The organism is Deltaproteobacteria bacterium (genome assembly GCA_016931625.1).
Taxonomy (GTDB): domain Bacteria; phylum Myxococcota; class XYA12-FULL-58-9; order XYA12-FULL-58-9; family JAFGEK01; genus JAFGEK01.
On record JAFGEK010000089.1, the window covers coordinates 1 to 21,329 of the forward strand.

The 21,329-nt window shown below is 38.4% G+C and carries 19 protein-coding genes; 18 read left to right on the forward strand and 1 reads right to left on the reverse strand.

All coding sequences use genetic code 11. The features are described 5' to 3' along the window. Positions 1 to 113: 113 nt before the first annotated feature. The 4 genes from JW841_08055 (at position 114) to JW841_08070 (ending at position 4,131) form a co-directional block, all read left to right on the forward strand. Entirely contained in the window at positions 114 to 437 is a 324-nt protein-coding gene (locus JW841_08055; GenBank protein ID MBN1960885.1) for an AAA family ATPase, read from the forward strand. Positions 438 to 457: 20 nt separating this feature from the next. Continuing rightward, positions 458 to 652 carry a hypothetical protein gene (locus JW841_08060; protein MBN1960886.1) on the forward strand — a complete coding sequence of 65 codons (195 nt, stop codon included), beginning with the start codon at positions 458 to 460 and terminating at the stop codon, positions 650 to 652. Between the two features lie 132 nt (positions 653 to 784). Next, the gene (locus JW841_08065; GenBank protein ID MBN1960887.1) at positions 785 to 1,978 is read left to right on the forward strand and encodes an acyl-CoA dehydrogenase family protein; all 1,194 of its coding nucleotides are present in this window, start codon (positions 785 to 787) and stop codon (positions 1,976 to 1,978) included. A 107-nt stretch (positions 1,979 to 2,085) separates the two neighbouring features. Beyond that, on the forward strand, positions 2,086 to 4,131 hold the full coding sequence (locus JW841_08070) for an elongation factor G (protein ID MBN1960888.1): 2,046 nt from the start codon (positions 2,086 to 2,088) through the stop codon (positions 4,129 to 4,131). 34 nt (positions 4,132 to 4,165) lie between these two features. On the opposite strand, the gene JW841_08075 is transcribed toward JW841_08070, so the two are convergent. After that, a complete protein-coding gene (locus tag JW841_08075; protein MBN1960889.1) occupies positions 4,166 to 4,855 on the reverse strand; it encodes a PilZ domain-containing protein in 690 nt (229 codons plus the stop codon). Between the two features lie 254 nt (positions 4,856 to 5,109). Here JW841_08075 and JW841_08080 point away from each other — a divergent pair, with 254 nt between their 5' ends. From JW841_08080 to JW841_08145, 14 genes are all read left to right on the forward strand, one after another. Beyond that, positions 5,110 to 6,048: a hypothetical protein gene (locus JW841_08080; protein ID MBN1960890.1), complete on the forward strand. Its 939-nt coding sequence runs from the start codon at positions 5,110 to 5,112 to the stop codon at positions 6,046 to 6,048. A gap of 14 nt (positions 6,049 to 6,062) precedes the next feature. Then, positions 6,063 to 6,512 carry a hypothetical protein gene (locus JW841_08085; GenBank protein MBN1960891.1) on the forward strand — a complete coding sequence of 150 codons (450 nt, stop codon included), beginning with the start codon at positions 6,063 to 6,065 and terminating at the stop codon, positions 6,510 to 6,512. Between the two features lie 69 nt (positions 6,513 to 6,581). Then, positions 6,582 to 9,314 (forward strand): type II secretion system secretin GspD, encoded by a 2,733-nt coding sequence (gene gspD, locus JW841_08090; GenBank protein MBN1960892.1) that lies wholly within the window; start codon positions 6,582 to 6,584, stop codon positions 9,312 to 9,314. Between the two features lie 5 nt (positions 9,315 to 9,319). Further along, positions 9,320 to 11,104, forward strand: a complete 1,785-nt coding sequence (gene gspE / locus JW841_08095) for a type II secretion system ATPase GspE (GenBank protein MBN1960893.1) — start codon at positions 9,320 to 9,322, stop codon at positions 11,102 to 11,104. Next, complete coding sequence (gene gspF, locus JW841_08100) at positions 11,104 to 12,327, forward strand: type II secretion system inner membrane protein GspF (protein MBN1960894.1); 1,224 nt, start codon at positions 11,104 to 11,106, stop codon at positions 12,325 to 12,327. Before gspE ends, gspF begins: the two co-directional genes overlap by 1 nt. Positions 12,328 to 12,339: 12 nt before the next feature. Next, positions 12,340 to 12,822: a type II secretion system major pseudopilin GspG gene (gspG, locus tag JW841_08105; protein ID MBN1960895.1), complete on the forward strand. Its 483-nt coding sequence runs from the start codon at positions 12,340 to 12,342 to the stop codon at positions 12,820 to 12,822. 6 nt (positions 12,823 to 12,828) lie between these two features. Next, positions 12,829 to 13,572, forward strand: coding sequence for a type II secretion system protein (locus JW841_08110; protein MBN1960896.1), 744 nt, complete (start codon positions 12,829 to 12,831; stop codon positions 13,570 to 13,572). After that, positions 13,569 to 14,150, forward strand: coding sequence for a prepilin-type N-terminal cleavage/methylation domain-containing protein (locus JW841_08115; GenBank protein ID MBN1960897.1), 582 nt, complete (start codon positions 13,569 to 13,571; stop codon positions 14,148 to 14,150). Before JW841_08110 ends, JW841_08115 begins: the two co-directional genes overlap by 4 nt. Positions 14,151 to 14,188: 38 nt before the next feature. Continuing rightward, positions 14,189 to 14,950, forward strand: coding sequence for a prepilin-type N-terminal cleavage/methylation domain-containing protein (locus JW841_08120; GenBank protein ID MBN1960898.1), 762 nt, complete (start codon positions 14,189 to 14,191; stop codon positions 14,948 to 14,950). A gap of 77 nt (positions 14,951 to 15,027) precedes the next feature. Further along, positions 15,028 to 16,146 (forward strand): general secretion pathway protein GspK, encoded by a 1,119-nt coding sequence (locus JW841_08125; protein ID MBN1960899.1) that lies wholly within the window; start codon positions 15,028 to 15,030, stop codon positions 16,144 to 16,146. Positions 16,147 to 16,152: 6 nt separating this feature from the next. Beyond that, the gene (gene pilM / locus JW841_08130) at positions 16,153 to 17,877 is read left to right on the forward strand and encodes a pilus assembly protein PilM (protein MBN1960900.1); all 1,725 of its coding nucleotides are present in this window, start codon (positions 16,153 to 16,155) and stop codon (positions 17,875 to 17,877) included. Positions 17,878 to 17,954: 77 nt separating this feature from the next. After that, complete coding sequence (gene pilO, locus JW841_08135; GenBank protein ID MBN1960901.1) at positions 17,955 to 18,524, forward strand: type 4a pilus biogenesis protein PilO; 570 nt, start codon at positions 17,955 to 17,957, stop codon at positions 18,522 to 18,524. An 8-nt stretch (positions 18,525 to 18,532) separates the two neighbouring features. After that, positions 18,533 to 19,462, forward strand: coding sequence for a type II secretion system protein GspN (gene gspN, locus JW841_08140; GenBank protein ID MBN1960902.1), 930 nt, complete (start codon positions 18,533 to 18,535; stop codon positions 19,460 to 19,462). A 57-nt stretch (positions 19,463 to 19,519) separates the two neighbouring features. Then, positions 19,520 to 21,175: a sigma 54-interacting transcriptional regulator gene (locus JW841_08145; GenBank protein MBN1960903.1), complete on the forward strand. Its 1,656-nt coding sequence runs from the start codon at positions 19,520 to 19,522 to the stop codon at positions 21,173 to 21,175. The last annotated feature ends 154 nt before the right edge of the window (positions 21,176 to 21,329 follow it).

Sequence of the window (21,329 nt, forward strand, 5' to 3'; positions counted from 1 at the left end):
AAATCTTATATTTAAAAGCATAAAAAAGATCTCTCACTACGTTCGAGATGACACCCATGTTTCGCCAGTATTTATTGAGAACTTACTAAAAGACATGATATATGTCTATTATTATGAAACAATTTGTTTCGCGGATAATCGATTTAAATCAACCGTTGAAAAGAAAATCTGTATTTTTATTAGGGCCACGCCAAACCGGAAAAACCACCCTATTAAAAAAGATTTTTCCTAACATAAAGATGTACTCACTGTTATTGCATGACCAATTTTTAGATTTTAGTCGTGAACCAGGACGATTACGACGCGAATTAACACCAAAAGATAATTTAGTTATTATAGATGAGATTCAAAAACCGCCTGAATTATTAGACGAAATACACGGGCTTATTGAAGAGAGAAACCATAAATTTATTTTAACCGGTTCGAGTATGAGGTAGATTTTATTTTAAATGACCATGTGGCAATAGAAGTTAAGGCCACTAAACGTGTATCAAGCCAGGATTTACGTGGGCTGCAAGCATTGGCTGAAGAAAAACTTTTACAGCATTACTATCTAGTATGCCACGAGTCACGTTTACAGATAATAAATGGGATAGAAATTTTGCCATGGCAAATTTTTTTGCAGCGTTTATACGAAAATGATTTATGGTAAATTAACAAAAAAAATAACATTAGGATTTTAAAAAATCTTTCCCCTTAACGACTTGACGTGCACCGCCGCTTAAGGCCATTTAGCACGCTCCATATGGTTTAAAAGCATACGCTATGGGAAGGATAACGCTAAATGCGTCGTCAAATAGATACATATATTGAGTCTCTTATCGAGCCCGAGCGGTTTGAATTTTACCGTAATCTTTGTAGTTTTTCTGATCGTGAAATAGTCCCCAAGCTTTTATCATGGGAGCGCGAGCGCTGCCTGATTGATGATGCCGCAATTAAGGCAATGGCGGATTTTGGCTTATTTGGCCTTACGGTTGAAGAATCATTTGGCGGTGCTGGTGGGCAAATGCTCGATCTGATTTTGATGGGTTTTGCCTTGGGCTATCATAGCCACAGCGTTGCTATTACTCCAGGGGCTGCGGTTAGTTTAGGCATAAAACCCTTACAATTAGCTGGTACAAAAAAGCAAAAAGCAGCTCATTTGTATGACCTTGCAACCGGCAAACGGATGTTTATCTTTGGGTTATCCGAGCCGGGGCGTGGTTCTGATGCCGCTAACCCTCAAGTAACGGCTAAACGTATTAATAATGGTTGGTGTATCAATGGCGAGAAATGCTGGATCACTAACGCTAAATGGGCCAGTCATACGATTGTGCATGCGTTAACCAATCCTGATGGACGTCGGGCGCACCGTTCTACTTGTTTTATTGTACCAATGAATCATCCCAATATTTGTTATCGCGAGATAGAAGGTAAACAGGCTTGGCGTCAGTCTTCTACTGGCTCGATTTTTTTCGATAATGTCGAAGTTAGTGAAGATGCGATGCTTGGTGAATTAAATGAAGGCTTTAAGGTTATGGTAAGCACGCTTAATGGTGGGCGTTTGTTTATTAGCGCCTTGGCCTTAGCTTCACTTGCCTATGCTTTAGACGCGACGCGTCGTTATGCTCAAGAACGTACTCAGTTTAACAATCGATTAATTGGACGTTTTCAGCGTGTTCAAGATGTGCTTATCGATATGGATATTGCCCTTGAACAAGGAGTTATTTGGCTGATTAATGCAGTCAAACAATATGATGCTGGCATTATGTGCCGTGAGACAGCGGCTAAGCTGAAAATAGAATGTTCGCAACGAGCCTCAGTGCTTTTACCAGCGGCTATGGAAATTTGTGGGGGTATGGGCTGTATTGATGAATTTGGCTTGGCGCGTCATCGTGATGATTTATTTGTAGCAAGAGTAGGCGAAGGATCGAATTTTGCCTTACGTGACTTAGTAGTTCGCCCATTAATTCCTGAGGTTCCGCATTTTGAGCAGTAATTAAATCAAGTATCCCCTTGAATATTTGCGCAACGTCTCATAGGTTCCCCGCTCTATATTCGCTTTAGCAAAAGGGCTAAAGCGAATGGCAAAATTCGAGGGAGCGCATGTCAAAATACAGCACCGAAGACATTAGAAATATTGCTATTGTTGGTCACGCGGGTTCAGGTAAAACGATGCTGAGTGAAGCTATGCTGTGCACTGCTGGTGTCATCAAGACCATGGGCACCATCGAAAGAGGAACTACGGTTTCTGATTTTGATCCGCTTGAAAAAGAACAACAGCGATCGTTATCGGCTTCAATTATGAGCTTTGATGAAAACCGACAACATATCAATATTATTGACACTCCAGGACTTGCTGATTTTTTAGGCGATTCACTGTCAGTGCTTTCGGCTGTTGAAACAGCTTTAATTGTAATCAATGCTCAATCTGGCATTGAAATGACAACACAGCGTATGTGGGATCGCACCAAGGACATGGGCCTTGCTCGTGCTATTGTGATCAACCACATTGATGCTGAAGATGTAAACCTTGTTCGTATAGTTGAACAAATTAGAGAAAATTTTGGCACCGAGTGTCTTACTTTAAATTTACCGCAAGACCACGGTAAAACAGTGCTTGATTGTTTAAATAACACTGAGGGTAATGTTGATTTTTCTTCAGTTGCTGACGCACATTCGGCTTTGGTAGAGCAAATTGTCGAATTAGATGAAGACTTGATGAATCAGTATCTTGAGTCCGGTGATGTACCAGCGGCTCAATTAGAAGACGCCTTTAAAAAAGCATTAATTGAAAACCATTTAGTGCCAATATTATTTACTAATGCAAAGCAACAAATTGGTATAAAGGAACTTAACAACTTTTTAGCAAAACTAACACCGAATCCTAAAGAGCATAATCCGCACGTGTTCCTTAAAGGCGAAGGTGATGCTGCGATTTCTTTTAAACCTGAGCAAGATACTAGCCAACACATTTTAGCGCATGTGTTTAAGGTTTCGATTGACCCATTTGTTGGCCGTATGGGTATGTTTCGGGTGCATCAAGGTTGCGTAACTAAAGAATCACAACTTTTTATTAATGAGTCACGCAAAGCATTTAAAGTTGGACATTTGTTAAGTCTAAAAGGCAAAGATCACATAGAGATTGAACAAGCAGTGCCAGGCGATATTTGTGCGGTGGCTAAAATCGAAGAAATTTCGCGTAATGTTATGCTGCATGATAGCTCTGATGAGGCGCATATTCATGCTAAGCCAACCATGCTACCAAGCCCCATGTATGGACTGGCGGTTCAGGCTAAAAGCCGAGGTGATGAAGGTAAGATTTCTGGCGCGTTAAGCAAACTGACTGCTGAAGACCCATGCTTTGTGGCTGATCGAAATATTGAGACCAACGAATTGGTTCTGCGAGGTTTAGGCGAGCTGCATTTACGCACCATGCTGGCTCGCTTGAAGGCTCGTTATAATGTCGAGGTAGATACGCGACCACCCAAGATTGCATATCGTGAAACTATTTCTGCCTCGGCTGAAGGCCACCATCGTCATCGCAAACAAACCGGTGGTGCTGGCCAATTTGGCGAAGTGTTTTTACGCATTAAGCCATTAGGGCGTGGTGAAGGATTCGAGTTTGCTAACGTAGTTTTTGGTGGTTCGATTCCGGCACAGTATATTCCAGCGGTTGAAAAGGGCATAAGGCAAGTACTAAACCAAGGTGTTATTGCCGGCTATCCATTGCAAGATATTCGTGTAGAAGTATACGATGGTAAGCACCATCCGGTTGACTCAAAAGAAATTGCGTTTATTTCAGCGGGTAAAAAGGCATTTCAACAAGCGGTGCAAAGTGCCAAACCACAAATTCTTGAGCCAATTGTAAATGTCGAGATAGTGGTGCCAAACGATAACATGGGTGATGTTGCTGGTGACCTTTCATCACGTCGTGGTCGCATTAGTGGTACTGACCAACGCCCCGGCAACAATATTGCCGTGCTTGGCAGTGTGCCTTTGGCTGAGATGTTAGATTATCAATCGTTTTTAAAATCGGTCACTGGTGGTCGCGGTTCATATGGTATGGATTTTTCACACTACGAACCGGTACCACCACAAGTTCAAACGCAAATCGTATCGCAGTATAAGCCCAAAGAAGAAGAAGAGTAGGTTTTGGTCACTAGGGGGTGTCCCTTATTAAACGTTATTCTTTACTGCTTTTTTGTTGGGCGAGCTTATTGGTAAAGGCGATCATACGTTCATGTTCGCGACCACGCAAATTTTCAAATTGTACACGCACAGCTACGGGGATGGGTGGTTGCCCTTCTACTTCAAGCACACGACAACGAACTCTTAGCGGCTTGCCTTCATCCAGCGCTAAATCAACCAATAATGAATCACCCACAGTTACTGGGTGAAAAGCATGCATACGCAATCCGCCTTCTGACAAATCTATAGTACGTCCGATGACCACACCGTCAGCACGTGTGACATCAAGGGCAATATGGTGGCGTTCAAAACGTCTGAAGGCAGTACCAAAATGACGTGAGGCAGCACGATAAATACTAGTTAGGTCAAAAGGCTGGGCAATAAAGTCTTCGATACCTAGTTTGGTTAATTTTTCCATGGTGGGAATAGCTAACTCGCGAAATGAAATAATAATAAAAGTTTGCGTAAGTTTTTGTTTCAGTTGTTCAACAAGGCTAACTGTATCGCTATTAGCTAATTCACAAGATAAAATCATCAAATCGGGTTGATTGGTTGGCTCTATTTCAAGCAGAGCTTCACTTTGGGTTACAACAATGCAATGGTTGGCAAGTCTTTCACAGCCATCAGCGATTTGCTTAGCTAAACTTGCAACCGGATCAGCAACTACAATGGTACTTAACGGCATGTTTTAAGTATACACGGTATTGTGGCCAAGTTGTAATCCCCCTTGCAAAGGTTTGAAATATAGATTGTTATAATAAGCAAAATTGCAATTGACAATATGTCAAAATGGCTAAGATCAAGGCTTTTAATTTTGACAAAGTGTCGAATATTATAAAGCAACTTTTAAAATATCTCTTGATATTACGAATAGTTATATAAGTTATTGCTGGCGCAAAAATTGCATTAACTGGGGAAATAATAAAAGGAATTAATTATATGTTAGGTGTTCGTATTGCCACATTTTTACGTGCTAACGGCTGGGTGCTTAATCTGGTCTTTATTGTTTTAGCGGCATATTTTGTTGCAGGCGCTGTTAATGCAGTACTGGCGCAAAACATACGAGTAGTACCAAATGCTAATGATAAAATAGAATTCCGCTCTACTAAAACCATTAATACATCATCACGTCGCAGCATTATTAATATCGCACAAAGAAATTTATTTAGTATTAAACGTGAAAATTTATCACCTACACCAAAAGTAGTTGCCGCAACTACAGCTAACCCAAATGATATACGATCATGTACGATGAGCATGAAAGTACGAGCAACTTTAGTGGCAGATAATGCACCTGAATGGTCAATGGCAGTTTTATTTGTGAATAATGAGGCAGATGTTTATTCAATTAATGAAGGTACTAATAAAATTGGTGGTGATGATACTTTAGTAAGCATAGAAGACCGCGCTGTTGTTGTACAAAGACGTGATCATTATGAACGTTGCTATGCTGAAGGCGAAGAAGCATCTGCTAGTAAGACACCATCTATTTCGTCGACGGGAGTGATTGAACAAGAATCGAGTAATCCAGAAATTACGGGGGTTATTAAACGAAGTGATACTGAATATACTATTGAACGAAATGAAGTAGATAAAGCGATGAATAATTTATCGCAGGTGGCTACCCAAGCACGTATTGTTCCAAATTTTAAAAATGGTAAAGCTAATGGTTTCAAATTATTTTCAATTAAACCAGGCAGCATTTATGAAAAAATTGGTTTAATAAATGGTGATGTAATTCAAAAGATAAATGGTTATGAAATGAGTAGTCCTGATAAAGCGCTTGAAATTTATCAAAAACTTAAAGAGGCAAGCTCAGTTTCTATCGAATTACAACGGCGTGGTCGTGATATGACCATGAATTATAGTATTGATTGACAGGCTAGTTTGTTATGACTGTAGGAGCAACAATTCGTCTTAGTGTTTTGGTAATTGGAATTATTATTATGGGTGATCGTCCAATATTATCAACTTATAATGGTGATACTCAAAAGTTAATGTCTAGCGATGAAACTAATAAACTCACCTTAGTAAATGGTGCATCTACACTGATTGCTGACTATGGAATACGAGTTACTACAGAATTGCCGGTACCTCCTCAACTTTCAGTAACCCAAGAGAAACCAAATGCACTTGAATGTCCGTTTACGGTACGTGCTATTATTAGTGCAGAGGCGAAAAGTGATGATTTTGCTATTATTACTTTTAATAATAATAGCCGAGTAGTGCATGTTGGAGATATATTAAAAATAAATAAGAATAGCTTTAATATTTTAGCTATTGAACCAAAAGCATTAAGTGCCAAAGTAAATGAGCAAATTGTGCACTGCTATTTCAAATGAGGATGACTAAATATGTTTAGCGTGGCGTGCTTAAATTTATTAATTGCTACTTTTATAATAAATGAATCCGTGCAGTATAAAACTGCGTGGAATAGTAGATCAATATTAGTAGCACAAGCTGCATCAGACGCTCATCTTAAACCACCACCACGACCATTACGTAGCCGAGCCACTGCGGTGCGTTCTGAACAACCACCTGCAGAAATACCAGCGCCAGCAAAAACTCCAGAAGCTTTAGAAACTAAGGATGCAGCAAAAGCCGATAGCAGCAAAACAATGGCATTTCCTGCAGCGTCAAAAAAGAAGGGAGAAATAGATTTAAAAGAACGGGCAAAGCATGGTAAGTTTAGTTTTGATTTTTCGAAAGCAGAAATCGAAGATATCGTGAAAGCGATATCCGATATGACGCAGCGTAATTTTATTATCCCTGATTCGATTAAGGGTAAGCGTCTAACGATTTTATCACCAACCAAGATAAGTGCTGCAGAAGCCTATCAGGTTTTTTTATCAGCATTAGAAGTGAGTGATATTTCAGTAGTGCGTATTGGCAAGTTTTATAAACTAATGAAAACTAAAGAAGCGATACGAGCGCCGATACCGACTTGTGTTAATCCTGATGACCCAGCATGCCCAAAATATAGTGAGCAGATGGTTACTACTATCCTACCACTACAGCATATTGAGGTAGGGCAAATTAATTCAGTACTACAATCATTAAAAAGTAGAGAGGGTCAGATACAAATATTTCAGCCAAGTAACGCATTAATTATTAGCGAATATGCCAATAACCTAGAGAGAATTCGTAGAATAATTTCAGCCTTAGACATCCCTGGTTTTGATGACGAGCTGCAAATTATTCAAATTAAATATGCTACTGCTACTGAGATAGCCGATAAATTAACACAAATATTCGAAGTTGCAGCTCGCGGTGGCGCAAATTCAAGAAATATGGGTGGACGACGGGCGACTCCAATTCATGATTCTAAAACAGCGAGTAAATTAAAAGCGAATTCTGACAAATCAGAAGATGATACCGAAGTACAGATATCAAAAATGGTTGCTGATGATCGCACCAATCAAATAATTTTTAAAGCGAATCGCCGTAGCTTTGAAGCTATTAGAAGTTTAATTAGCAAGTTAGATGTACCTATTTCTGAAACTGAGCAAGGTCGTGTACATGTTTATTATCTAGAAAATGCATCTGCTGAAGAATTGGCTTCAACTTTATCATCATTAGCACAGGGATCGGGAAATACTCAAAGTAGCCGACCGCCACGTCCAGCCCGTGTACCAGGTCAAAGTTCGCATGCAACCACATCAAATCAAAGCAAAGGGGTTGAAAGTGCAACTTTATTTGAGGGCGAAATAAAAATAACTGCGGATAAAGCAACAAACTCACTTATAATAATTTCGAGCGGTCGTGATTATCGTTCATTATCGCGGATTATTGAAAAACTTGATCGCCCACGACGCCAAGTTTACGTTGAAGCAGCCATTTTAGAAGTTACGGTAGGTGATACATTAAAAGCTGGGCTAAATTATCACGTGCCAACGCAATTTGCTAATGGTGATTTACCTGGTGGCAGTGCAACTGCGGGCTCAATAGGTTTTGTACAAAGCGCTGGTGGCAGTGGCACTATAGCGGCATATCAAAGTCCGGCACAGTTATTAAGCGTTGCCGGGGGGGCGTTAGCGGGTGTTTTTGGCAAATCATTAACTTGGAATATTGGTGGTAATAGTTTAAGCCTTCCGAGTTTTGGGATCATTTTACAATTATTGGAAGAGTCTAGTAATGCACGAATTTTATCAACGCCACATATACTAACCACTGACAACGAAGAAGCATCAATAGAGATAGGCCAAAAAATTCCTTTTATGCGTGGCACATCTTTATCATCTTTAGGTGCTGCTGCAAGTACTAATGCAACATTAAACAGTTTGAGTAGTTTAAGTAATTTATATTCATCGGTAGATAGAGTTGATGTTTCGCTCAAACTTACCTTAACCCCACAAATCAATGAGCGTGGTCGTATTAAATTAAAAATTGATCAGCAAGTTGAAGATATAGTTGGCGAACAACAAGTTACTGCCACACCTACTACTGCCAATCGTAGCGCGAAAACTGTAGTGGTAGTAGATGATCAACAAACAGTAGTTATCGGCGGATTGATGCGAGATCGTGTCACCGACGGTGAAACTAAAGTGCCAATATTAGGGGATATACCAATTATAGGTTGGTTATTTAAGAATCGTACGCATAAAGTAGAAAAAGTAAATCTGCTATTAGTATTAACTCCATATATCATTCGTAATTCAAACGATTTTCAAGAGATTCTTGAGCGTAAAATGGAAGAGTATGAAAATTTTGCTATCGAATATTATGGCAGTATCCCCGAGTATCGAGCTCATATTGATTATTCACGCAAACGTGGTCCCTTTGCGAATATGGTGAATACCTTACGACGTGAACAAAATAAAGCAGAGAATGGTGGAAGTGGCGCTGAAGACGAAATAGTAATTAAACCATTAGGTGCAAAGTCATCGCAACTTAAAAATAGTCAGGATGAGAATGAAGAATATATACAAGGTGAAGATAGTAAATTAGACAGAGATAATACCAAACAACCAATTAGTGAAAGTATTACATCAGAAAATAATCAATCAAAGGAAAGTAACAATGAATCACCAAGTGCCAATGATGTGCAAATATTAAATGAGCAAACACATAATCTTAACGAAAAAAATGATATCGATGGTCATAATGCTTCTCCTCCAAATGATATGGCAGAGGATATGGAGTAGGCATAATGTCGTTAGTGGTGAATAATCATAAAGATGGCGCAGATACTGAGGCAACGACCACAAATCGAGTTGTACCAACTTTTAGTCAGCGTCGACTTGGTGAGATTTTAATCGAACATGGTTATATCGATGCTGATACTTTAAAAATGGTTTTGGCTACGCAGGTTGAAAAAGGAGGCCGTGTAGGTGAGATTTTACTTTCGCAAAAATTAATCAATGAACATAATTTGATCACCGCATTGGGTGAACAGCTAGGTATTAAAGTAATTGAACGTATAGAAGATAGAAATATTCCTGATGCATTAATCGCAGCGGTACCTATTAATTTTGCTAAACAATATCGCTTGCTACCATTAGGCTTAAACGATGAAGGTAGGGTAAAAGTTGTATGTAATGACCCCTTAGCTTTAGCAGCTTTTGATGATCTTGCAGTATTAATTGATGCACCTGTTGAAATATTTTTAGCTACCTCAGATTTAATAATTGATGCGATAAATCGTTCTTATGATCGTGGTACTGCACAAGCTACTCGTGCTATGGACGAATTAGCTGATGAAGAGCTTGAAACTTTTGCCCAAGATATTGAAGAAGCTGTCGATTTACTAGACTCTGCAGATGAAGCGCCTATTATTCGTTTAGTTAATTCACTAATTTCACAAGCAGTTAAAGAACATGCAAGTGATATTCACATTGAACCAGCCGAACGTGATATTATTGTACGTTTTCGAGTGGATGGTATCTTGCATGAGAAAATTCGACCACCCAAAAAACTACAAGCATCAGTCATTAGTAGAATTAAAATTCAGGCCGGTCTTAATATTGCAGAAAAACGATTACCGCAGGATGGTCGTATTCGCATAAAAATTGCGGGCAAAGATATTGATATTCGTGTTGCTACTGCGCCAACGGCACATGGTGAACGTATTACTATGCGATTGTTAGATCGCTCAGCAGTGTTGTTAGATTTAGTAGATTTAGGTTTTTCGCCGGACAATTTTGGTATGATTAAAGGCTTAATTAAAAAGAGTCATGGTATTATTTTAGTTACGGGGCCAACGGGTAGCGGTAAGACAACAACTTTATATGCTGGCTTATCTGCTATTAATACTCCCGATTTAAACATACTAACTATTGAAGATCCTATCGAGTACCAATTAGCCGGGGTGTCACAAACACAAGTAAATTCCAAAATTCATCTTACTTTTTCTAGCGGGCTTCGTTCTTTTTTACGCCACGACCCTGATGTAATTATGGTTGGTGAAATACGTGATTTTGAAACCGCTGAAATAGCAATTCAAGCAGCTCTTACAGGTCACTTAGTGCTTTCAACGGTACATACTAATGATGCACCTGGCGCTATTACCCGACTAGTAGACATGGGGGTTGAGCCGTTTTTAGTCGCTTCGTCAATTGTTGGGATAGTTGCTCAAAGACTAGTACGTACATTATGCCCACATTGCAAAGAACCATACACAGCAAGTTTAGAAGAAATTCGTGAACTCGGATTATCGGTTGAAATGGTTGGCACCAAGCCAACTTTTTGGCGTGGCAAAGGATGTCATGATTGTTTAAATATGGGCTATATCGGTCGTACCGGCATCTATGAAATGATGATGCCGTCTGATTCGATTCGCCAATTAATTTTGCAAAATGTAGATTCTAATACCATCAAGAAACAAGCTATTACGCAAGGTATGCGAACTTTGCGCGAAGATGGGGCAAGCAAAGTACTAGCCGGTATTACTTCAAGCGCTGAGGTATTACGAGTGACTGCGGAGGATGCAATGTAATGCCAGTATATGCTTATAAGGGTTTTAATGCCCAAGGGCGAGCAGTCACAGGTTCTCGTGATGCCGATAATCCACGTGTGATTAAACAACAACTTAAACGTGAAGGAATATTTTTAACAGATTTAACAGAGAGTGGTCAGCGTTTACAAAATAGAAGTCTGTCGATTCGTCCCAAATTATTTCGCGAACATGTTTCAACTCAAGAATTGGCAACTGCTACTAGACAATTAGCAACCTTGCTTGGCGCCGGTATTCCCTTAGTTGAATCTTTAATCGCAATAATTGACCAAGTAGAACATCAGGTATTTAGATCTATTTGGGCAGATGTTAAACAAAAAGTTAACGAGGGTGCGAGCTTTGCCGATGCTTTAGCAAGCCATCCTAAAGTGTTTTCGCCTCTTTACATTAATATGGTACGAGCAGGTGAAACATCCGGTGCTCTCGAAGTAGTACTAAGCCGTTTAGCAGATTTTACCGAAAGCAGTGCTGAGTTACGGGGTAAATTAATTGGTGCCATGATTTACCCAGTAATCATGATGTTTATTGCGCTGGGTGTAGTCAGTATACTTTTTATTTTTGTAATTCCAAAAATTTCAGCCTTATTTACTGCACAAAAAGTTGCGCTGCCTATTCCCACACAAATATTGATATTTATCAGTTCTACCGCCAGAGATTATTGGTTTGTAATAATCCCGGCATTCATATTTTCTCTTTGGGCTTTTTATCGTTATATACATACTCCAATTGGTCGAGCACGATGGGATAAATTTTCATTAAAAGCACCAATTTTTGGAGTACTTACTCGTATGGTAGCAGTTGCGCGTTTTTCAAGAACGTTAGGCACCTTATTGGGGGCCGGTGTACCATTGCTTGCAGCTTTTGATATTGTGAAAAATGTCGTACAAAACTCGGTATTATTAACGGTAATTGAAACTGCAAGAGACGCAGTTAAAGAGGGAGATAGTATTGCTGCACCGCTTAAGCGTTCTGGAGAATTCCCACCAATTGTTACCCATATGATTGCTATCGGTGAACGCTCTGGTCAATTAGAGTTGATGCTTAATAATGTAGCTCATACTTATGAAGTGCAAATTGATATACGGGTAAGAACTTTAACTAGTGTCTTAGAACCAATTATGATTGTTTTTTTAGGGGTCGTGGTTGGCTTCATTGTATTCGCTATTTTGTTACCGATTTTACAAATTTCTTCATTCGCAGGGTAAGGAGTATAAGAAATGCATGCTAATTTTATAAATTATTTTAAGAAAAGAATCATCAAGTGGCAACACGTTATACATGAGAATCGCAAGTATCAACGTGGTATGAATCTATTAGAAATAATGGTAGTTTTAGTCATTATTTCGTTGGTCGCTAGTACGGTTGGTGTTGCAGTTATGAAACAGCTAGTTAGAGCGAAAATTGAACAAACAGGCGTTCAGATCAAAAACCTAACTGAGGCTCTTGAGTTATATAAATTACAATTTCATAACTATCCTTCAACAAGTGAGGGTTTAGTTGCTTTAGTTAGTCCCAAGGGTAATGCCCAGCCTTTTATTGAACAAGTTCCACAAGACCCATGGGGACATGAATACGTTTATATATATCCAGGGGTTGGTAATACCAGTGGCTTTGATTTGATGAGTTACGGTCCAGATGGAGTTCAAGGAGGCGGCGATGATATTACTAATTACAATAATTCAAAAGCAAATACCGAGTAATGATAAATGTTAATAAAACGTCATATGCTTGGCGTATTTGTAATTGATAACGATAGTAGAGATCTACTCTATAGAACAAGAGCATTTACTCTGCTTGAAGTTATGGTGGTGTTAATAATTTTAGTACTGGCTGCAGCAGTTATAGTACCGATGGTAGGTAAAACAAATATTGCAGATTTAAGATCAACCGCGGGGAAAGTAGCAGGCACTATACGCGCGACTTATGATCAAGCAGCATTAAGTGGTCGCAAATATCGACTAGTGTTTGATTTAACAAAACAAATAATAAAAATTGAATCAGATAATAGTAAAATTACTGAGACACCGGGCTTATTTGATTTAGCCAATGTTTTATTAGGTAATAATGGAAAAATTACTGAGGATGAATCAGTAGCTAACAGTGATAATGCTGACGAAAAAATAAAAGAAGTTCAACCGCCTGCAGAATTACTTTCTTTATTAGGTATATCTAAAGAAGAAACCGAAGATGTTGATGAACTTTCATCATACCAAAATGCTGGTCATGATTTTAGGATTTCTAAAGATGTTAGAATTTTGGATGTTTGGGTAGAAGGAATGTCTCAACCCATTACTGAAGATAAAGCATTTCTCTATTTTTTCCCTGGTGGTTATACCCAAAAGTCAATGATTCATCTTACTACTTCTGAAGGAACTACTTTTACAGTTAAGGTTGCAGGTTTAACCGGAAATACCGAAATCATTGACAAGTTTGTTGAGGTGCCTCAATGAACTCAAACTATAAACTATTTGGCGTTCAGAAAACAGAAAGAGGTTTTACTTTATTAGAAGTAGTTATAGCATTAGCAATTTTAGGGTTGGGCTTAGGTGTATTATTACATGCACAAGCTACGAGTCTTGCTGCTGCTGGGCGTGTTAGGGGATTAACAATAGCTACTTTATTAGCAAGATCGAAAATGATTGATATCGAGCAGGATTTACTTGATGAAGGATTTACTCTAGGAACTGTAGAAAAAGAAGGTGATTTTAAAGAAGAAGGACATCCAGATTTTAAATGGAAATATCAAATTTCTGAAGTTAAAATTGATTTAGACTTATTACGAAAATTTACTGGTGATAGCCAAGAAGATAATGAAAATAATAATACGGCTGGTAATTACTCATCTTTAGCGATGAGTTTAGAGGGGCCATTAGAAGTATTAACCAAACAGGCTAGCGAGTCGATACGTTTAGTTGACCTCAAGATTACTTGGCCAAATGGCCAATATACCGACTCAACAAAAATAAGCGCTATAGTAACACGTGAGGATTTGGGTATTTCAACACAACAAAGTAATACTACCAAATAAAGAGTCAAATATAACGAAAAAAGAGAAGTGACTTTTACATGATTAAGCGAGCACAAAAGTTACAGCGTCGATTATTCAAACGAAACCTCGCTGCAAATAATTGCATGAGTAATAGCTATGGTTTTAGTTTAGCCGAAGCAATGGTTGCCATTGCTGTATTAGCTCTAATTGCGACGCTTACTTATGGTACTTTTTCTCGCGCCATAGATGCACGTGAACGAACCGAAAAAATTACTTCCCACTATAACGAGATTCGGCAAGCAATGTTAAGAATGACAAAAGAAATTTCGCAGGCATTCTTGTCGAGACATAAAAATTGCACGGAACCAAGAAGTGACACTTTGTTCATCGCTAGCCAACATAGTTCAGGAATGCGTATTGATTTCACGAGTTTTTCGCATCTAAAGATTAAAAAAGATGCAGCAGAATCAGATCAAAATGCCTTGTCATATTATCTCGATAGAGATCCAGACGAAGCAAATAAATTGGTATTAATGCGACGAGAAAAGAATCGCATAAATGAAGATTTAAAGGCTGATGGTCATGTCGATATTATTGCTCATGATATAGAAGAATTAAACTTTTCTTTTTATAACGCCAAAGAAGATCGCTGGGAAGATGAATGGGATACTACCAGTTCAAATTATAAGGGTCGTATGCCATTATTTGTTCGTATTGAGATAAAGGCGAAGGATTATAACGGACAATTAGAAACTTTTGTTACTAAAACACGAATATTTTTACAAAAACCAATACTGATTTTCGGTACAGGTTTTTCTGCGCCGGCGGATGGTTGTTAATGCATGCATTAAAGATACATTTTTTTAAAAGAAAGCGGCAACTATCCAATAAGGATAGTCAGCGTGGGGTTGCTTTATTGATAGTAATTACAACTATTACTCTTGTGGGTAGCGCGGTTGCCGAATTACAGTTTAACACACGCGTAGACTTACAATTAGCTATCAATGCCCGTGATACCGTACAAGCAGAATATGCAGCTTTAAGTGCTATGCGCGTGCGTGCCTTGCTATTAAAAAATGGACGTTTATTAGAGCAAGGTATGCAAAAGGTAGCACAAAGCATGGGGATTGAATCTTCGTTGATTCCACCTTTAGGGTCATTACTCACCATAGTACCAATTAACTGTAGTTTGTTATCCGCAATAACAAAATCAATTGAAGATAATAATATCGATCAAGCTAAAGATGATGAAGAAAATCAATTTTTTAATTCTGTTGAATGTATTTCTACATGTAACAGTGAACATGGAAAAATTTCATTGCCGGCGATGGCACTATCTCATCCGAGTAATGCAGTTTCTGCACAGCAACAGTTGTTAGGATTACTCAGTGACCCAAAACTAGAACATTATTTTCAAGAAGATAGTCAAAGGGGTAACCATGCTGAGTCTCCTGCCGAATTAATTAACGCGATTATTGATTGGATTGATACTGATAAAGTACAAACAGGCACGCAAGTTGGAGATGAGGATAGATATTATTCATATTTACGAGATCCCTATCGTACAAAAAATGCACCTTTTGATTCAGTAGCTGAGTTGATGCTAGTGCATGGAATTAATGATGAACTTTATGATATTTTAAAGAAGCGAGTAACTATTTATAAGACTTCGTCTCAAATTGAAATTGGAACGGCGGATGATATTACCCTGGCTATTGGTATTTGTAGTGCACTAACTGAACCAGGCTATTGTAGTACATTGCTTGGAACGCCTGTTTTTTGGACAGCATTAAATGAAATGCGTGGTCAAAATAGCAGCGGATTAATTACTTTAAATGTCACTATTTTAAAAACCATATTAGATTCAATTGGTGTCCCTTATGATGAAAAAATATTAGGCCAAACTTTTACAGACAGAGCAAGTACTACATGGTACTCAATTGAGGCAGAAGGGATAAATGGTAATGCACGGTCCATTATGCGTTCTATATATCAAACTCAAGAAGATCAATATTACTATTTTCATGTAGAGTAAAAAACTATGGCGCAACGAATTGCAGCAGTTGATATATCACCTCGTTTAGCTCGCGTAATTGTTTTGGATACTACTATGCGCAATACTAAAGTTACGCAAGCGGTTAAATTAACATTGGCATCTAATGCGTCACGTACTGAGATATTAGCATCAATTAAAGCGGCTATTGGTGAAAAAATTGATACTATAGTTATTGGGCATGAATCACGTAATGTATCAACACGATCACTTTCATTTCCATTTAATGATACGCGTAAGATTGAAGCAGCCGTCGCCTTTGCTTTAGAAAGTCAAACTCCATACGATTTCGAAAATACTATATTAAGTTGGCACTTAGTTAATCGTAAAAATAATAGTATGGATATACTTGCTGCTATTACACCCAAACAGCAATTAAAATCCTTACTTCAAGATTTAGAGCAAGCAGGGATAGAAGCTCAAGCCATCATACCGGTGGCAAGTGCCTTAGCTGAACTGGCACCACGCCAAACAAGTGATCCGATTGCTGTAATTTCTTTGGGTGAAACGACAAGCCACTTAGCAATTGTTAAAAATGGTAATCTATGTTTTTCGCGCAGTTTTAGAGCAGGCGGTTCTGATGTTGACCGGGCTTTAGTGCATAGATTCGGTGTGGATGTTGAACAAGCACGATTTGCAAAAGAAAAAGAAGTTCGCATCTTATCCAATAATGAGAATAATCAAGCAAATTCAGACGCACAGAAAATATCATCTGTAGCTACTGAAGGGTTGACCTATGTTCTATCTAATTTAATTACAACTTTTAAATATCTTCCAACTGATATTGCACCATTTCGTTTATTGCTTACAGGTGGATTATCAAGAATGGTAGGTATTGCTGATTACCTAGCATGCCAAATTGGAATTGAAGTACAATTAGTAGATTTATCAGAAGCCATTGGACATGCTGCAGATGGTCAGGCATTTGCTTTGTTTGACCGTTTTATTCCGCACGCCAAGAAAACCAATAGTAATGCATTTTTATATAATAACAAATCGGGCCAAAATACATTAGATGAAGAAGATAAAAATGAAAATATTAATGTTGCTCCAGAGTTTGCTTTAGCATTAGGGATGGCTATTGCAGTTGCGCGTCACGGAAGAAATGTACCGCTAAATTTTCGCACCGGCGAATTTGCATATCAAGGAGATATTCAATTATTTCGCGGGCAAATTTCGCGAATATTATCAGGTATTGCAATTGTTATATTATTAGCTATTTGCAGTGCGATAATTCGCTATTCTATTTTAGCAAACGAAGAAAGTCGAATAGATAAGGGTTTTTGTACAGCCACTAAAAAAATAGTTGGACGAGAAATATGCGATCCAACTGCTGCTTTAGCAACTATGCGTCAAGCTCCTGGTGCGGGTGAAGGTGTAGTCATTCCTGCCTATTCTGCAGCCTCACTTTTAGAAATGATGTCAAAAAATATTAATGAAGATATTGATGTAAATTTTGAGAATTTAGAACTACGGGTTGATGGTAGAGCCGATGAGCCTGATCGTATAACGGGCAAGGGAGAAGCGGCAAGTTTTGATAGCACTGAAAAATTGTCTCAAAGTCTTAAGCGTGATCCATGTGTACAAGAGGTTAATATTGGAAAGCAACGTCGTACACGCGATGGTGCTCGTGTTGAATTCAATCTTACAGTAAAAATTAATTGTCCGGCGGGTTCTACCCCTGGTCATCTAGGTATGGTTTCTAATGAGTAATGACTTAAAACTTAATGGTTTTTATATTTACAAACTAGAAAAGAAGATCTTAATGCTAACAAAAGGGTTTATATAAAATGAACGAGCTAATTGCTCAAATTAAAAATCAAATTGCTGCGGCACAGGCCGCCTTTGCGCGCTTAACTCAGCGTGAACAGATAATAATGCTGGGTCTTGCTGGTGGTATAATTTTGCTAATTTTAGTTGTTGTTGGAGTGGCTGTTTCAAGCGCCATTGATGGTGCCGAACATAGAGTAAAAGTTAAAACCAAACAACTTAATCAATTGATTGCCTTGCAAGGGGAATATAAAGCAAGAGAGCAGCAACGGCAGACTCGTTTGAAAGAACTTGGTCGTTCAAATACTCGCTTGGTATCTTTAATAGAATCAGTAGCTAAACAAGCAGGAGTAGAAATTGGTCAGTTGCGACCAGAGGATAGCGAACCAAATGCTGATGGCATAATAGAATCTCGTGTTGATTTACGAGCTAGTAACTTATCTGCAGATAGATTGCAGGATTTTCTTTCTCGTTTAGAAACCTCACCAGGGATAGTTATTATCCGTCGTTTGAAAGTATCAAGACCTTTTAGACGTGATGTGGCTGACATTGAATTAACTATTACTACTTACCAATTAAAAGCTGGATGAATTCTGCAATGTTAAAAAAATGGCGTCGAATACTTATAATTGGCGGGTATGTAATATTTGCAGGATTTTCTTTACTTTTGGCGTTATCCTATACTTTCCCTGCAGATGTAGTTAGCCAACGCCTCGAAAATGAAGTACAGAAAATAACCAATGGTCAATACGCTATTCAATTTAATAATGTTTCAACATATCGTTTCAGTGGAATACATGCGAAAACAGCTATTATTCGTTCTACCCAGCCAGGTAATCAACCATTAAAAATGCAGTTAAATGATTTTCATATACGCGTACAGCTATTACCTTTAATATTATTTCGTTTAGCTATTGCATCTGGTTTCGACATTGAACAGGGTGAACTTGATTTTCAGGTTGAAATGCAAAATTCTGGTGCAATGGATATAAATATGGATGTTGATGATCTAAGTATTTCATCACCCCCAATATTACTACAACAATTTGGTTTGCCAGTAATTGGTTATCTCAATCTAAGAACTGACATAAAATGGAGACCGTTTGATGTAAAGCAGACAAAAGGCGTACTTAACTTGAAACTAGATAAAGTGGCAATTGGGCCAGGTAAAGTATCTGGATTGACAGTACCAACGACAACTATTGGTACTATAAAATTAAATCTAACTGCTAATGATGGCATTATAAAAGTTGCTTCATTTCAACAAGAAGGTGGTCAGGTTCAAATAAATCTTGATGGAAATATAAAATTAAAAACAAAATTTAATTTAAGCAATTTGGATTTATGTATAAAAATAAAACCTGATCAATCATATTTAAATAAAAATCCAAATATCGCAACCGCTTGGGAGTTATCAGCGGCGAAATTTCGTAAAGATCCAAAAGGATTTTTACATATTCCCTATGGCGGCACTATAAATAGACCCATAAAAGGTACAGGCTTGTGTAAAGTTACGAAAGACTTGTAAAGTAAATAAACTCTAATGAAAAATAGTTAAGTTTATTGCTAGTGAGAGGCAAGAAAAATGGGCATCGGAATTGCATTAAGTAATGCTGACCGAACTATCATGTGGCGTACCATTGACACAGGTCTGACTACAATTGGAAGAAATTCTGAATGTGATTTATGTATTCCCGACAATGAAGTACCACCTATGTTAGCTGTTCTTCGAAACGATGGAGATACATTAACCTTAATCAATAGAAATGATGATGGAACCTCAGTAGGCAACCAAATTATTAAGGAAGAATATCGTCTTGGAGATGGTGATTCTATTAAGATAGGCCCGATAACTGGTACTATACATTATCAAGAAGATAAAGAAAAATCTACTAAAAATATGAGTACACGCACCTTATCACAAAATATAATAAGCAGAGAACAAAATAATGACGAAATCCATGCATGGTTATCCGTACCTGAAGTGTTTCCAGGTGAAATATTTACCATAGATACTCAGGGTATTGGCATAGGTTCTGACACGAGTAACGATATAGTGTTGACTGATCCATATGTATCTTCATTTCATGCTCGCCTAACAATTATAAATAATAGAGTAATAGTGCGGGATCTTGGTAGTAGAAATGGTGTGTTTGTTGGTGATCGAAAAGTTTTAGAAGGCGAGGTACCAAGCGGTGTTCAGTTGCGTTTAGGCCGTACTATTCTTTTAATTACTAGTGGCAGTGCAAATGAAGAAACTATTAACAGAAGTGTTAGAGATACACGGCCATTGATTGGCAAAAGTAAAATTATGGATGATTTACGAGAGCGTATCCATCGCGTTGCGGTGGCGTCAGCTCCGGTATTGATTACTGGAGATACTGGTACAGGAAAGGAAGTAGTGGCGAGATTAATTGCAGCGCTTAGCCCTAGAGTGACCAAAAATTTTCATGCAATAAATTGTGGTGCACTTGGCAGGTCTTTAATAGAGTCTGAGCTATTTGGACATGAAAAAGGTGCTTTTACTGGAGCAATTGCCCGTAAAATAGGTGCCTTCGAAGCGGCCAATGGTGGTACATTATTTTTAGATGAAATCGGTGAATTGCCAATAGAATTACAGCCGCAATTGCTTAGAGTATTAGAAACTGGGGAGGTAAGGCGTGTGGGTGCGGTGGATTCGTTTAAAGTAGATGTTAGATTATTAGCAGCAACCAACCGTGGTCTTGAACAAGAAATAGAATTTGGTAATTTTCGTGAAGACTTATATCATCGATTACACGTTTTGGTATTAAAGTTGCCAAATTTACAACAGCGCAAAGAAGATATTCCCGAGTTAACCCAACATTTTATTATTGAATTGACTCCACCTGGTGAACAATTAAAGATTACTGAAAAAGCTATTGCAAAATTAATAGAACATCAGTGGCCAGGTAATGTACGAGAATTACGCAATGTCATACAACGTGCAGTACTTATGCGCCGGGGAGATATTATCGATGATGAAGATATAACTTTTGCAACTAGTACTTTATCCTCTCGCGTACAAACAGCTAGCGCTACTCGCAAACGTACTTTGCAAGAATTAGAACGTGAAGCTATTATTGCTGAATTAGTGAGACATAATGGTAGTAAAACAGAGGCAGCCGTAGCTTTAGGATTGTCACGTTCAACAATTCACCGAAAAATAGAAGAGCATGGTCTCGATGTGAGAACAATATTACGAAATAGGGGGTGTCCCTAAATGTTGGACCGAGAAATTCACGAAAGCCGCGTAAACGATGGCCGCGCGCACAGCAAAATCATGCAAAAGGCTTGCTTGTGGCAAGTCGCAGGCAGGATTTCTGCGAGCACGCGGTCGTAAGTAGCGGATTTCGTGAAGATCGACGGGAGACATT

Bases quoted from the DNA above. Each gene is read 5' to 3' on its own strand.
- gspE (MBN1960893.1), top strand. From the start codon at position 9,320: ATGTCGTTAGTGGTGAATAATCATAAAGATGGCGCAGATACTGAGGCA.
- JW841_08080 (MBN1960890.1), top strand. From the start codon at position 5,110: ATGTTAGGTGTTCGTATTGCCACATTTTTACGTGCTAACGGCTGGGTG.
- JW841_08120 (MBN1960898.1), top strand. From the start codon at position 14,189: ATGATTAAGCGAGCACAAAAGTTACAGCGTCGATTATTCAAACGAAAC.
- JW841_08145 (MBN1960903.1), top strand. From the start codon at position 19,520: ATGGGCATCGGAATTGCATTAAGTAATGCTGACCGAACTATCATGTGG.
- gspF (MBN1960894.1), top strand. From the start codon at position 11,104: ATGCCAGTATATGCTTATAAGGGTTTTAATGCCCAAGGGCGAGCAGTC.
- JW841_08110 (MBN1960896.1), top strand. From the start codon at position 12,829: ATGTTAATAAAACGTCATATGCTTGGCGTATTTGTAATTGATAACGAT.
- pilM (MBN1960900.1), top strand. From the start codon at position 16,153: ATGGCGCAACGAATTGCAGCAGTTGATATATCACCTCGTTTAGCTCGC.
- JW841_08065 (MBN1960887.1), top strand. From the start codon at position 785: ATGCGTCGTCAAATAGATACATATATTGAGTCTCTTATCGAGCCCGAG.
- JW841_08115 (MBN1960897.1), top strand. From the start codon at position 13,569: ATGAACTCAAACTATAAACTATTTGGCGTTCAGAAAACAGAAAGAGGT.
- JW841_08055 (MBN1960885.1), top strand. From the start codon at position 114: ATGAAACAATTTGTTTCGCGGATAATCGATTTAAATCAACCGTTGAAA.
- gspG (MBN1960895.1), top strand. From the start codon at position 12,340: ATGCATGCTAATTTTATAAATTATTTTAAGAAAAGAATCATCAAGTGG.
- gspN (MBN1960902.1), top strand. From the start codon at position 18,533: ATGTTAAAAAAATGGCGTCGAATACTTATAATTGGCGGGTATGTAATA.
- JW841_08085 (MBN1960891.1), top strand. From the start codon at position 6,063: ATGACTGTAGGAGCAACAATTCGTCTTAGTGTTTTGGTAATTGGAATT.
- JW841_08070 (MBN1960888.1), top strand. From the start codon at position 2,086: ATGTCAAAATACAGCACCGAAGACATTAGAAATATTGCTATTGTTGGT.
- pilO (MBN1960901.1), top strand. From the start codon at position 17,955: ATGAACGAGCTAATTGCTCAAATTAAAAATCAAATTGCTGCGGCACAG.
- JW841_08075 (MBN1960889.1), bottom strand. From the start codon at position 4,855: ATGCCGTTAAGTACCATTGTAGTTGCTGATCCGGTTGCAAGTTTAGCT.